The organism is Aerosakkonema funiforme FACHB-1375 (genome assembly GCF_014696265.1).
Classification (GTDB): domain Bacteria; phylum Cyanobacteriota; class Cyanobacteriia; order Cyanobacteriales; family Aerosakkonemataceae; genus Aerosakkonema; species Aerosakkonema funiforme_A.
On the sequence record NZ_JACJPW010000163.1, the window covers coordinates 1 to 13,986 of the forward strand.

Genomic DNA, 13,986 nt, shown 5'->3' on the forward strand with positions numbered 1-13,986 from the left:
TGTCAATTTTTACAATACATTTGTACTATCCGTGGGTAGCGATCGCACTCCTGCAAGTGCCTTAACAAAAGTTCATACAGTGTCGATTACTTTTGTCCGACTACTTAGGGCATCTTTAATGATGACAGGACTGAGGCCGTGTTAGACCTTATGTCTTCTATTTTAATCAAGCTACTATATAAACAGTATCGAAGATAACAATATGTATTTATTTCGATCGCAATTTGAGTGGAAGCGATCCAAATCACAGATAAAGATGATATGGATCGCAAACCCTATAGGAGCCACATCACCAGTAGCCTTTAAATTTATCACAAACAATTCTAATTTGCATCACCGAAAAAACCTCAAGCGGAAGTGATGATAAAGATATCAAAGAAATTCTTCCACCTAGAAGTCTCGTGCAAGGTGAATTATGTCTTTTATCAGCAGCACTTCTTCTCAAACAAACCTGAAATCTCAAAGCGCGATCGAAACCATTCTTCATCCAGTACGGCAGTGGCTAGAATCAATTGAAGTGCGCGACTCCAAAGTAGCCAAAGCATTATGCAAACTCATCCCTTCCCAATGTCCCTTTGAAAGAGACGTGCAGGTATTCGGACATACGCTTTTCCACATCCCGCCCATGTGCAAACTGAATCCTCTCTACGACCAGTTGATGAGCTTGCGTTTCCGCGCTTTAACTTTCCTGGCCGATGTTTGTGGAGAAGATATCACCCCATACTGCTGCTAAATTAGCTGCTAAATTAGCGCTATTTCCCTTCTCGATCTACCAAGCCTTCAGCAACTTATTGAAAAAGCTATTAACCGATGTCCGTAACTGATGATTGCGATACCACTGCTGGAATGCTCTTTCGTACTCTTCACCCTGCAACAAAAAGGTATTCCAAGCATTAAGACCGAGCCCTAATCCCCAGAATAATAAAATATAAAGCGACCAAGTAAGCTGGCCGGCACTAACTAGGTTCAGCAGCACCAAAAATGTATTGACGATCGCAAATTTGCCAAAACTTTTCTGCAATCTCCCACGGCGGTAGGTATTGAAAGCCTGCCGCTTTTCTATTTCTCCCTGCTGGGCCAGCCACTCCTGTTCTGCCAGCGCCAGATTTTCAGGCGGAATTTCTAACTCAGCCGCAATTTCCAATAACTGTTCGCGGGTGAATTCACCTTCATAATTTTGACGAGAAATCGCTAGATGGAGAATTTGCTGGATTTCTTCTTGGTTGTAGGAACGAGTGATTTTGCTGTCGGAGACTGACATAATCTGGATTGCGATCGACTTTTGTAATGCTTGGCCGTACTAATTCTATTATGCCCAGAATTGTAGGTTGGGTCGAGCAGGCGCGAAACCCAACAAAACCTAGTTCAATGTTGGGTTTCATTACCTCAACCCAACCTACGAAAGCTGATTCTATTCTGCCCTGTCTCTATTAATTGGTGGGCGTTTCCCACCCTACAGTTCGCTAAACCGAACCTGAACGGACGGCTAACGCGATAGTTGAATTATGAAAAATCGCTTTACGTTTCGTTACACTCGAAACAAGAGAGCAAAATCAAACTCTCAAAGCTGAAATCAGAGGAGTCGTCATGAACGGCACTTTTCGCGTTGGCAACCTGTTTGGTATTCCCTTTAACGTCCATCCATCTTGGTTCTTAATCCTGGGTTTGGTAACTTGGACATACGGAAATGGATTAGCTGCGGCGTTTCCAGGATTGTTCGGGCCATTACCTTGGATACTGGGATTGGTGACAGGTTTGCTGTTATTTGCCTCTGTCTTGGCGCATGAATTAGGACATAGTTTTGTCGCCATTAGTCAGGGAATTGAAGTTAAATCGATCAATTTGTTTCTGTTTGGTGGTTTAGCGCAATTGGAGAAAGAGTCCAAGACACCAGCTGAAGCATTTTGGATTGCGATCGCAGGTCCTATTGTGAGCTTACTCCTATTCGGTATCTTCACAGCCATCGGTGTAGGCACCCATATTTCCGGGCCAGTGGCAGCTATTTTAGGATTGCTAGCCTCAATTAACTTAGCGTTAGCGCTATTTAACTTAATTCCTGGCTTACCTTTGGATGGTGGCAATATCCTCAAAGCTGCTGTTTGGAAAGTCACTGGCAATCCTTATAAAGGTATTATCTTTGCCAGTCGCGTCGGTCAAATCTTCGGTTGGATTGCGATCGCTTCTGGGTTGCTGCCTCTGGTATTATACGGCAGTACCGCCAACTTCTGGAATTTGTTAGTCGGTTGGTTCTTGCTGCAAAACGCCGGACAGTCTGCCCAATATGCGACAGTTCAAGATAAACTGGCAGGATTGACAGCAGAAGATGCCGTAATTCCCGACAGTCCGATTGTGTCAGCCGATACTTCGCTCAGAAAGTTTGCTAATGATTGCGTTATCGGACAAAATCGCTGGCGCAAGTTCTTAGTCACCGATGAAGACGGACAGTTGGTAGGTGCGATCGCAGTTGATGACCTCAAAACAGTTTCTCTCGAACTTTGGCCGCAAATTAAAGTCAGAGAACTAACGCGATCGATTGCCGAATCCAACATTGTTAAATCAAATCAATCCCTGTTGGAAGTTACCACACTAATCGAACAAAAACAAATAACTCAACTGCCAGTGATTCGAGACAACGGTGTGCTGGTAGGACTTCTGGAAAAAACTTCCATTATCGAGTTACTGCAAAGACAAGCACAACCAGCGTAATCAATCTTAGATTTTAGATTTTAGATTGAAGTCAATCTGAAATCCTCAATTTCAAACTCCCCAGGATGACGAGAAAATCGCAAATCTGGGGAGTTTTGTTTGGGCGATCGGATCTTTTGCACGAAGGTTTTGTACGGTGCGTTAGCGACAGCGTAACGAACCCTAAGCCCGACGCCCTACTAGCCCCTAATCTAACAACCAAGTCTTGTTAGCAAAATCATCCCTTTCCTTATTTACATCAGCAATTGTGCTAATTTTCCGCTCAACAGGTTTGTAACGGGGCGTTGTTAATGCTGCGCTTTCTTTCTTCAAAGTATTGTTTTCTTCAATCAACTTAGAGTTAGCTTCTGCTAATTGCAGAGCTTCTTTTTTAGCTTGCGTAAGTTCTGCCTTAACCTTGTCAAATTGTTCTAAATCTTTTTGTAGCTTTTGGACAAGCTTTTTTTGCTCAGCCAATTCTGATTGTAAATCGATAACTTGCTGCTGTAGGGAAACTTCGTGTTGATGCGCTTGCTCAAGTTGCTTTGTTTGGTCCAAGGCTGCTCGCAACTCTGCTATAGTTGCTTCCAACTCAGCTTTGGTTGGACTTGTATCTTCAGCAATAGATTTATCGGTATCTGTAGGGGCTTCCTCTGTTACTTGATTATCTTGTTCCGCCACTACCTCAGCAGTTGTATCTATAATCGGTTTATCTTCTGTATCCGACGATTTTTGCGCTTCTTGGCGTAGCAAATCGGAAATACGTTTTCTAGTAGCCATTATTTTCTCCAATCACGCTGTAGTTCATCAGCCACGCGGCGGTAATCAGCCTCAGCTTCTCGTGCATTGTTCCCTCGCCATTCTGTAATCGGTACTCCCTCAAGCGCCGCTCGTTCGTGGGCTTTGTAGGAGCGGACAAAGGCATTGCAGGCGGGGATTCCCAACTCCATGAGGGTGTTTTGGGCTTCCAGCGCTTCCCCCAAACTGCGGGAATCGACTCTAGTCAGAAGCACGCGATGAGCAATACCCATCGGCGTAACTGCTTGACGTACCGTGTCAATCAGCACAGCCAGATCCATAGGTGCTGGTGGTGTTGGCAAAACGAGATAATCGGCGATCGACACTACCGCCGCTAATGCTTCCGATCGCAGCGCCGGAGGCGTATCCACCACTACTAAATCATACCCTTCTATCTGGCGTAAACTACTCAAAAGTTCTGGGTCTGTCTCTTGGGCTAACTCAAAGTTCCATTTTTCCTTATTGCGCTCAATCCACCAAGTAGCAGAACCTTGAATATCTGCATCGACTAGGAGAACCTTTCTTTTCTTTGAGAAAGTAGCAGCCAAATTGACAGCGGTAGTAGTTTTACCTACTCCTCCCTTACCGTTGACGATCGCGACTATTCTTGGCACTGGAAATTTCGACGCTGACTTTACAACAGAGCAATATAGCGCTTTATCGAACCTTCCAGCATCAAAGTTTCGGGATTAGTCATCATTAGTAACAGTGAAAGCAACTGACAATCTGCCCGATGGGCCAAATACTCGCGCACTGCTGCGATCGCCTGATGGGGTGACAAGTATCGCGGAAACCCTTGTTCAGTATGTGTTGTACCACGTTGCCCTTGACAAAAATTGAACTCATCTTTGGGCTTTATTGACACTATTCTCAAGTACAAGCAGCTACAAGTCTTATGGATTCGTTGTCAATCGCAGATTTCTTGGTTAATTTTTCCAGATGCCAGTGCGATGAATTGCAATGCCTGTAAAGCTTTGAGCCATACTTGTCACCCGTCAGACTTCATCGTATCTTTATCAACATACTCGCCAAGATATCAATATGCTAGTAACTTATAGAATAATCTGGGTTTTGGCTAAGGCAACAGACACAGTTTCGACCTCACCTGTCTTGCTGGGGGTCAGTCCCACAATTTTGTGGTTAGTATTGGGAGGAGGACTTTGCTTCCTAGAATTGCTTCTGCCGACAGCATTTACAGCATTTGCGATGGGGTTGAGCGCTTTGATGGTAGCCTTACTCTCGACGATCGTGCGATCGCCTTTGTTGCAAGTTATACTTTGGATGGGACTGTCTGCGGGTTTGATTTTTTTCTCCCCTCGCTTTTTACCAAAGCGGAAAATAACTTCGATTCAGGATGCTACTCAGGCCCAGAGGATTACCGAAATTCCCCCAGGCGAGACAGGGCATCCTTCACAGACCGATGAAAGTAGCAGTGATTTATCTGGTTTGGTGAAAATTTATAGTGGTAGGAGTCAGCTATTTTCAATCAGAGCATTTCTGACAGGTGCATGGCTAGATTTCCGCTCATCATCAGCATTTTCTAAACGACTATTTTTGCAAAATATAGCCCAACGTTATCGTTATTCATCATTTGGGCTATTTTGGGCATTTGTACCTTCAGCGTTGGTAGCAATTTTACTGACATTGGGACAGCGCGATGGCGAAACGCCCGCCTTCGGCGATCGCATTCCCATTTTAATTGCAGGTACAGTGCCACCACAAGTTTATGGTATCTTTGGGCTAATTATGGCACAAACGTTTCTGGAAGCTTTAAATATTCAGCGCGTTTCACTTAACCAATACATTCACCTATTGGTCAGACAAAAAATTCCCCTAGAAGCTATCATGATGGCTGGTTTGGCAGAATCCATCTTTGGTTTCTTGATGCGGTTACCAGTGTTGATTGCTATTCTCTTAGTTTTTAATATCAATCCTGCTTTGACATTTCCTCTCGCTTTCTTGGGTATTGCCTCAATTATTTGTTTCGGTTCTGGATTGGGTTTATTATTAGCTCCTTGGAATGCTTTAAGTAAAGATTTAGAAAATGTCATGCAGTTTTTCCCTTGGTTTATATTTCTTGTAACTCCTGTATTTGTGATTATAAAACCAGGGAATTGGCTTTATTATTTACAGCAATTTAATCCTCTCACTTATATATTTGAAGGGACAAGATTTTTAGCTTATGGTGTGGGTACAGTCAATAGTTTAGCGTTATTCATATTACTACCTTTAACTGTAATCTTACTTTTAGTAAGCTGGTTATTTTGTCGTTTATGTTTACCTTATATAATCGAGCGATCGCTAACTTAAATTTCACTAACTTAAATTATGGGAAAAATACTGTTAGAAACAAAGCATTTATCAAAACGATTTTGTCGCGATCCCAAGTTATCACTCCGTTATACAATTGCAGATATTTTTTGGGAATTTCGCCGCAAACCCGAAGGAGAAAATCGTCTCCGTTCTGGTGAATTTTGGTCTGTTTATGATGTCAATTTACAACTGAGAGCAGGTGAGGTACTGGGTTTAATTGGTCATAATGGTGCTGGAAAAAGCACATTAATTAACTTAATTATGGGAATTTTACGCCCCACTCTAGGTCAGGTTAGATGGTATACCAATCGAGTGATTATGATAGATAGCCAAGCTGGATTAAATTCCCTTCAAACAGGGCGAGAAAATATATATAATCTATTATCAATGTATGGAGTAGGTGAAAACCTAATCAAAAATAAGATTAATGATATTATTGACTATTCAGGTATTCAAACCTTTATTGATGCTCCTGTAGGTACATACAGTACAGGGATGCGATTAAGGTTAGCATTTTCTATTTATACTCAATTAAAACCAGATGTTTTTATCATAGATGAAGCATTAGGAGGAGGCGATATTCGCTTTCAGCAAAGGTTTCAAAATTATCTGAGAGATTATATTCAAGATGGTGGTTCCATATTGGTCGTTTCCCATGAAATGTATCAGATAAAGTCACTTTGTCACCGGGTCATTCTTTTTAATCAGGGACAAGTTTATAATACTGGTCAACCTGATGAAATCATTTACACATATAATGAATTAATGTTAGCCAGAAAAAATAACTCAAATTCATCTGCACCAACAATTCAAATTGATCAATCTCCCCAACCAATAGATGAAGATTTAGTACCTGGAGAAAAATTGGGCTTAGTTGAGATTGAGGAAGTAGAAGTAACTGCTGTAGATGGAAAAGAAATTACTTCAGGTAGTAAAGTCAAATTCCAAATGACTTGTAATTCACAACTGGATGATTATGCTGTAATAATCGCTTTTTCTGTAGGGACAGACGAATTATTCCCGATGGGTATGATGATGGGAAAGTATGGTGAAGAATACTATAAACTCAAGAAAGGACAGAATCAATTTTGTTGTTTTGTAGATAAACTACCACTTTTACCAGGGAAATATCAATTAAAAATTTCAATAATAGAAAATGATATTTATGATACACTAGCCCTCAAAGGATACCAAGATAAACCCGTTTACTTTGAAGTTAAAGGATATAATGATCTGCAATTAAATTTTGCTAGAAGTTATAAATATCTGTTCTATATTCCAACGAAATGGGAGTAAAGATTTTGTCCAAATAAATATGGCTGGCTGAATCGTGGAAAAATTATGCAGCCGCGTGCATATTGATTATCGTGCTACTGATAAAGATTTAATCCGATCCACACAGTTTTACAGTTTTATGCAAACAATTAACACCCTTCCTCCAGAACCTCAAATACCAGAAATTCTGCGGATTCTGAAATTGATTTTTCAACCAGTGCAATATGTGGAAGATTTGTTTAAAACCTATGGCGATCGCTTTACTATAACGACTCGTGATGGGACAAAATATGTTTATTTCGGTCATCCTGAAGCACTACAACAAATTTTTACTGCCGATCCCGGGCAATTTAAGACTGGAGGAGGATCGGAATATTTACGATTTTTGCTCGGTGATAACTCCCTGACTATGCTGGATGGCGATCGTCACCAGCGTGAACGCCAATTGTTAACCCCTCCGTTTCATGGAGAAAGAATGCGAGTCTATGGTGAGACTATCTGTGAAATTAGTCAGCAAGTCAGTAACAACTGGAAGATGGGAAAACCTTTCACTATTCGTGCGTCAATCCTAGAAATCACTCTACGTGTTATGTTGCGAGTGGTGTTCGGGTTGGAAGAAGGACCGGAGTTTCAAAAACTCAGACTGACGCTGATTTCTCTATTGGATGCAATCAATTCTCCCTTAATGTCCAGCGCCATATTTCTTCCTTTTATACAAAAAGATTTGGGTGCGTGGAGTCCTTGGGGTAGGATAGTCCGCTTACGAAAACAAGTTGACGATCTCATTCATGCTTTAATTCAAGAACGTCGTGCAAAATTGAAGAAAGATCGTCAAGATATTCTTAGTTTATTGATGTGTGCTACTGACCAGAACGGTCAGGGAATGTCAGATCGGGAAATCAATGATGAGTTAATGACGCTACTGGTTGCGGGACACGAAACCACAGCCTCAGCTTTAACTTGGGCGTTTTATTGGGTTGCTTACACACCACAGGTGGGTAACAAACTGCACAGAGAACTTGAAACTGTTGGCGATCATCCAGACCCAAATGTCATTTCCAAATTGCCTTATCTTACAGCCGTTTGCCAAGAAACCCTGCGAATATACCCTATTGGAATTGACGGGAGTTTTCGAGCGGTAGAATATCCGATAGAGATTATGGGCTACAAACTGCCGAAGGGAACAATCGTCATGCCCAGTATTTATATAGCACACCATCGTGAAGAAACCTACCCACAACCAAACCAGTTCAAGCCAGAACGATTCTTAGAAAGACAATTTTCCCCTTACGAGTTCTTGCCATTTGGCGGTGGAAACCGTCGTTGTATAGGGTTTGCGTTTGCCCAGTATGAGATGAAATTAATTCTAGGTACAATCCTATCACGCTTTCAAGTATCTCTAGTTAACAAGCGTCCTGTAACTCCTGTGCGTCATGGTTTTACTGTAACCGCACCATTAGGTATGCAGATGATCGCAAATCCTTTGAAATAGTATGTAACTTCTTTGGCGTTGCATAATTAACGGATCAACTGTCCAGATTGCGATCGCAAACTTCCAGTTTCTATTTCCGAAATTATTTCCATTAACCTAGTAGCAAAATATTCACTTGGATCGGATTTGATTATACTTCGGATAGACCGTGCTGCTTTTTGTCCTATTTTTTCCCATTCATAGCGTTGACTCCAAGCTCTTTCCATAGCTTCATCTAAGGCATGAAAATTAGCTCCAGCAGCTAAAAATCCAGTTACATTATCTTCAATTATTTCTGGTATCCCACCTACATCTGTAACAATTCCCAACCTGCCACACATCATTGCTTCTACTAAAGCTAATGGTAAACCCTCACATCTTGAGGGTAATATTAAAGCGTGATGATGATGCCAAACTTCAGTAATGTCTTCAATAAAGCCAGGGAAACTAACATTAGTAATATTCAAGTATTTAGCCATACCAATTAACGCTTCCCGATGAATTCCTTGTCCGAAAAAATTGACATAAAGCTTTCTTTGTTTCCATTTTTCTTGAGCTAATACTTTTAACAGAATGTCTTGTCCTTTATCATAGATAAACAGCCGACCCACACAAGCTAGGTAGAAACCATCATTAATATCACACCAAGGTAGCAAGTTGGAGCGACTAACGCAAAAAGGATTTCTCACAATTTCCGCATTGTTCAGTTTTTCTCCTATCTGAGCTTCCGTCAGAGATAAATTGTGTCCTGCCACAAAGAAACAGCGTTTAGCACTGCGAAATACTTCCTGCATTACTGGACGTATTTCATCGTGTGGCCAGTAGTAATCAACTGCTTTTTGGCAAACAATTATATATGGTAATTTCTGGCGAAAACAAATATTAGCAAATCTCAAACCGTCAAAATTTTCACCTTGAGAAATTACTACTAGATCGGGCTGCAACTGTTTCAATTGATGAGCTAGGATAATATCGATCGGATCTAACGGTAAAAATTGCCATCTGCCAGGTATGATCCTGTTCAAGTATCGAAGTTGCCTGGAAAAGTTCAGACGATAGATGTCTACTACAGGTATTCCAGAAGATTGTAGCTTTAGGATACGGGAGTGTCGATCGACTACAAGTGTTTTGTACGCCTTTACTTTTTGACCTTTTTCTGCTAAAATTTGCGCCGCAGATGCCCAAAGTTCTTCACTACCGCCCCAAGGTTCGGGACAAGAACTGATAAAGACAACCTGCTTACCACGATCGAATAACATTTAATTAAAGCAAATGTGGGAATTTTTTGATTTTTTTGATGGCAGTCTGAGTGCAAATTTGATATTTTGCACAATCTTGACTATAGCTGTAAAAAAAATCAAAGTCAATACTTAGGGATAGTTGGGATTTGTGGCAACTTAAGCTAAAGTATAGAAGCATTTATGTCAAGTCGATCTCCTACTGAATTTAAAATTTTTGTTTCTACCTACGGAATAACTTGCGAATAAGGCGCTGCAAAAAGTTTGCAGTATCAACAGGTGGGATGTCAGTAGGTATTCGATCGCTTCCATCGGCAATAGATTGGGATTCCTTCATTAACTGAGTTCGGATACTCTCAAACTGCCTTGCATTTTTAGCTGCCAGAATCCCCCAGTAAAAACCTTTGGCATATTCAATACTCTCCACAGTCTGAAAATGCTTCTTAAATAGTTCAATCATGTATTCTATTTGAGGAACCAGCATATTGTCATGGCGTTTACCATTCGGCTGAATCCAAGACCACATCACGCCAGTGACTAAAATTTTTCCCCCATAAGCTGGCGCATCTTCAAATGCTACATAAGGAACTTTTGTTGGATCGCTGTAAAGATTTTTAGAAGGTTCGCAGATGGGCATAAAGCAAACACCATCATCAGTCAACCAATCAGAGATATTTTCGATCAATAGCTCAATTTCTGATATAGATTCTGCAAAGCTGTAAGCCCACCACATTGAGGAAATGACATCCCATTCTCCTTTATTAATCAGCGATTTATCTCTAAAATTTCCCTGAATTAATGGAATATTAGGGTTTTTTATTTTGGCAATATTAAGCATTGCTTGTGAAATGTCCAAACCTGCTCTCTGTACTTCTGGAAAACAACTGAGATAGTACCCTGTACCGCAGGCAACATCCAACCAACGAACTGTACTGCCTTTCTCGCGCAAAAGTTCTGTTAATATCTGAAGCTCAGAAGCTGTTTTTGTCTGCGAGTGAATATCTGTCAGAAATTTTTGATTGTAAGCCTCTGCATAGGCTTCATCATAAGTTTCTAAAACTTGTTCAATTTTCATATTTTTCCAGGAATTTAGTATTAATGCGCTCTTTAATATTATTATATATGCTTTTGTAGTTTGGTGGGAATCTCCCATCTAAGTAAACCCCATAAATCTTTTATCCAAAACCATAGACGTTGATAATAAAATAATAAGTGTATTCCTAAAATAATTAGATTTGCAGGATTTCTCCAGCCAGTCAAGCACAAAAATCCCAGAGGATAGAATACATCGTAATATTCAAATAGAAAAAGTCTGTGATTCTCAGTAGGCTTAACAATGACGATATCTAATTGCCAAAAATAGTGTCTCAGCCATTCCGTTACTAAATAAAAGCCTAGAAAAGTCCAAGTGAAGATATTATTGGAGAGTAGTAATATGATCGTAAGAGAGCCAAATTCTGCGGGGAAGACAACCCATTTACCGAGTCTTTGCAACGTTTGTGTAGAAGTATTTACAGCAAATGTATTAATACCAGCACGACGATCGTTTTCAAAATCAACTATCTGATGCCAAAGAATACTTCTAAATCCCGATGCCAATGCCCAAATAGCGATCGTTGTTACCCACGCTATTGATAGTGGCTTATCAGTATGATGAGCGACTAAAAATACAGCAAATATTTGCGGCACCAAACTTTCTCCTACTGCCATTGCTAAAACACCCAAAAAACTTCGGTTTTTCAGACGGATAGGTGGTACAGAGTAAATCGTGAAGAGTAGCCAGTTTCCTATATAAACGATCAACGCTAAAGGAATTTGAATCAATAGTCCCGATACGATCGAACCTGGTACAATACACGCGATCGTAACCAAAGCTCTAAATAAATTAGAGCGCCCTATAAAGTAGTTAGCTTTGCCACTGATTCGATCTTCTTCTCGATCGCATAAATTGTTAATTACACTGGCGTAGCTTGCACCGATTGCTAGAGCAATCAGGAGAAATAAAAACGTACTCCCAAGCGAAATTAAGGATATGTTTGAAATTGCAGCACTAGCATAGGCAGTTCCTAGAACAGGAGCCAGCTTGTATGACCACCATTCCTTCGCTCGCACGAGAGCGAGCATCTGTTGAGAATAATTTAGTGTTTGTTTATTCATTACTTGCAAGCGAGCAAAGTTGCAAAAGTTTATTTGTAAAAATACGTTCGGGATAAGGAGGATTAGTCTTATAAATATATACTTCATGTCCCTGTTGCTTGAGATACTTTGCAGTTGATGACCAAAGTTCTTCACTTCCACCCCAAGCACCATAACAAGAACTCATAAATACAAAACGGCTAATTTTAATCGTCGTACCAGCTTCTCTTATAAAAGTTAAGTTTTTTTCAATTACCATTGAATCCTCTATAACATTCACTCTATTCTACCTATTACTACACTTTATTATTGCTACAAACGTTAATTTTTCATTCCTGAGACGATCTCTGCGAGTGCTTAAAATACTGTTGGATATTTAATTTTAAAAATTTGATAAACTGAACATATTTTTTAAGTTTATTTTTGACAATTTTTAAAATGTAAATTGGTATATCGACAGGACTGAGAATCAAAGAATATAATAACATTTGCAACGCCCGAAACTGACAATTTGGTTTTTGCCAGTATTGCCATGCTCCGCTAACATAACATCTCGCTCGGTTCCGGATAAATTTACGTTTTTCTTGGTTAGTAAGTAAGTGACTGAGATAATCTAAAATCAATTTATTATCATGGATACCAAAGTCTTCAATTAGATCTAACCAACAACACCCGTCGTGAATTCCAGTGCCATCAGCACGTTTGACCCACAATATTTCTCTAGTTAGTCCGGCGCGACAAGGTTGGGAAAGAACTGTTTCTAGCAAAAAGCACCAGTCGTCAGCAATTCTCAGTTGTGTATTCCAGTTTCCACTGATACTCGCTCGCCGAAAGACTACACCAGAAGACGGTGCAGGACAAATTTCCAAGCACAAATTGCGGCATCGATCGGGTGTAATCAGCCTCCATCTGCCGTTACCTAATATAGAGTAATCTTGCCAATTGATTATTTTTTCTATAGGATTGGGGATAGGATCGTCATTAAAGTGGTAAAGTTCCCAATTAGCAAAGACCAAATCGAGATTATAGGTTTTTATCGCGTTAATACATTGTTCCAGAAAATTAGGCCGCCAAACATCATCTGAATCAAGAGTGGCTAAGTAGGTTCCTTGGGCATATCTAAGACCTAAGTTGCGTGCTGCCCCCTGCCCCTGATGTATTTGTCGCAAATAAAGAATTCCGGGAAAATTTGCGAGTATAGTCGGTGTTTCATCAGTAGAGCCATCATCTACGACAATAATCTCCACATTAGACCAGGTTTGCTGTTGAACGCTGTGAATTGCGTCCTTTATCAAACCCGCCCGATTCCAAGTAGGAATAATGACGGAAATCAGTTCTAGGCGATCGACTCCGGTAGGGCACTCTGTCGAATTAACTGTTAATCCTTGACCTGGATAAAAAAAATTGCTAGAAAACATCTATCTTAGGACTTAAACATTAACAGAATAATACCATACAGGCGTTATGGTTGGGAGAGTGGGGGAGGGGGAGTAGGGGAGTAGGGGAGTAGGGGAGCGGAAAAATTAATATTTTCCTTATTCGCTCTTCCCTCTTGAAAAATAGTAGTTTTCGGTCTATTGAAAGAGCCTCTGCTGTGCTGGGATGGTCGCCAGAGTATATTCTGAAACAATTCAGCCCTTAACTTCCGAACATGATTGGCTTCATCTTCGCTCTGATTCTATTTGTCAGTCCCACCCTGATTATTCTGTGGAGTGCGTTGAGTCGCGTTGGCTTTGTCTGGAGTTTACTTTGGATATTAGCTGGCTCGATAATTGGTGGGTTGCTGCTAGCGATCGCCGGCGCAGTTTTTTACGGATTGCTGACTGCATGGGACGATCGCCGCACTGGGCCACCGGAGGCAGGCGCGATCGGTGCAGGTCTTGGCAGAGCGATCGTCACGCTGATTTTTATGGTGATGTTTGGTTGGATTGGGTCCGGATTGGGAGCTTTTCTAGCATTCAACTAAGTAGTCGGACAAAAGTAATCGACACTGTATGAACTTTTGTTAAGGCACTTGCAGGAGTGCCTTCGCACAGCGTGCCGTAGGCATATCGTGCATCGGCACAATTA

The 13,986-nt window shown here is 40.8% G+C and carries 15 protein-coding genes; 7 read left to right on the top strand and 8 right to left on the bottom strand.

Annotated elements, in window-relative coordinates:
- Positions 1–415: 415 nt before the first annotated feature.
- Positions 416–733, top strand: coding sequence for a Mo-dependent nitrogenase C-terminal domain-containing protein (locus H6G03_RS34635; protein ID WP_190475025.1), 318 nt, complete (start codon positions 416–418; stop codon positions 731–733).
- A gap of 36 nt (positions 734–769) precedes the next feature.
- Here H6G03_RS34635 and H6G03_RS34640 read toward each other — a convergent pair whose 3' ends face one another.
- Positions 770–1,261, bottom strand: a complete 492-nt coding sequence (locus H6G03_RS34640) for a 2TM domain-containing protein (RefSeq protein WP_190475027.1) — start codon at positions 1,259–1,261, stop codon at positions 770–772.
- Positions 1,262–1,587: 326 nt separating this feature from the next.
- Between H6G03_RS34640 and H6G03_RS34645 the strand changes: the two genes are divergently transcribed.
- Positions 1,588–2,706 (top strand): site-2 protease family protein, encoded by a 1,119-nt coding sequence (locus H6G03_RS34645; RefSeq protein ID WP_190475029.1) that lies wholly within the window; start codon positions 1,588–1,590, stop codon positions 2,704–2,706.
- A 186-nt stretch (positions 2,707–2,892) separates the two neighbouring features.
- Here the strand turns inward: H6G03_RS34645 and H6G03_RS34650 are convergent, their stop codons facing one another.
- Positions 2,893–3,465, bottom strand: a complete 573-nt coding sequence (locus H6G03_RS34650; RefSeq protein ID WP_190475030.1) for a hypothetical protein — start codon at positions 3,463–3,465, stop codon at positions 2,893–2,895.
- Entirely contained in the window at positions 3,465–4,097 is a 633-nt protein-coding gene (locus H6G03_RS34655) for an AAA family ATPase (RefSeq protein ID WP_190475032.1), read from the bottom strand. The genes H6G03_RS34650 and H6G03_RS34655 overlap by 1 nt, the downstream gene beginning before the upstream one ends.
- A 94-nt stretch (positions 4,098–4,191) precedes the next feature.
- Here H6G03_RS34655 and H6G03_RS39075 point away from each other — a divergent pair, with 94 nt between their 5' ends.
- The 4 genes from H6G03_RS39075 to H6G03_RS34675 all read left to right on the top strand — a co-directional run bounded on the left by H6G03_RS39075 (position 4,192) and on the right by H6G03_RS34675 (position 8,563).
- Entirely contained in the window at positions 4,192–4,323 is a 132-nt protein-coding gene (locus H6G03_RS39075; protein WP_255512310.1) for a hypothetical protein, read from the top strand.
- Between the two features lie 201 nt (positions 4,324–4,524).
- Positions 4,525–5,793, top strand: a complete 1,269-nt coding sequence (locus H6G03_RS34665) for an ABC transporter permease (protein ID WP_242060530.1) — start codon at positions 4,525–4,527, stop codon at positions 5,791–5,793.
- Positions 5,794–5,811: 18 nt separating this feature from the next.
- Positions 5,812–7,092, top strand: a complete 1,281-nt coding sequence (locus H6G03_RS34670; RefSeq protein WP_190475036.1) for an ABC transporter ATP-binding protein — start codon at positions 5,812–5,814, stop codon at positions 7,090–7,092.
- A gap of 118 nt (positions 7,093–7,210) precedes the next feature.
- Positions 7,211–8,563: a cytochrome P450 gene (locus tag H6G03_RS34675; RefSeq protein ID WP_190475038.1), complete on the top strand. Its 1,353-nt coding sequence runs from the start codon at positions 7,211–7,213 to the stop codon at positions 8,561–8,563.
- Between the two features lie 26 nt (positions 8,564–8,589).
- Here the strand turns inward: H6G03_RS34675 and H6G03_RS34680 are convergent, their stop codons facing one another.
- From H6G03_RS34680 to H6G03_RS34700, 5 genes are all read right to left on the bottom strand, one after another.
- Positions 8,590–9,801 (bottom strand): glycosyltransferase family 4 protein, encoded by a 1,212-nt coding sequence (locus tag H6G03_RS34680; protein WP_190475040.1) that lies wholly within the window; start codon positions 9,799–9,801, stop codon positions 8,590–8,592.
- A 202-nt stretch (positions 9,802–10,003) separates the two neighbouring features.
- Positions 10,004–10,855, bottom strand: coding sequence for a class I SAM-dependent DNA methyltransferase (locus H6G03_RS34685; protein WP_190475041.1), 852 nt, complete (start codon positions 10,853–10,855; stop codon positions 10,004–10,006).
- Between the two features lie 41 nt (positions 10,856–10,896).
- Positions 10,897–11,937 (bottom strand): UbiA family prenyltransferase, encoded by a 1,041-nt coding sequence (locus H6G03_RS34690; protein WP_190475043.1) that lies wholly within the window; start codon positions 11,935–11,937, stop codon positions 10,897–10,899.
- Entirely contained in the window at positions 11,930–12,196 is a 267-nt protein-coding gene (locus tag H6G03_RS34695; protein ID WP_190475044.1) for a hypothetical protein, read from the bottom strand. Before H6G03_RS34695 ends, H6G03_RS34690 begins: the two co-directional genes overlap by 8 nt.
- Before the next feature lie 49 nt (positions 12,197–12,245).
- Positions 12,246–13,334, bottom strand: a complete 1,089-nt coding sequence (locus tag H6G03_RS34700) for a glycosyltransferase family 2 protein (protein ID WP_190475046.1) — start codon at positions 13,332–13,334, stop codon at positions 12,246–12,248.
- 233 nt (positions 13,335–13,567) lie between these two features.
- On the opposite strand from H6G03_RS34700, the gene H6G03_RS34705 reads away from it, so the two are divergent.
- A complete protein-coding gene (locus H6G03_RS34705; RefSeq protein WP_190475049.1) occupies positions 13,568–13,882 on the top strand; it encodes a hypothetical protein in 315 nt (104 codons plus the stop codon).
- The last annotated feature ends 104 nt before the right edge of the window (positions 13,883–13,986 follow it).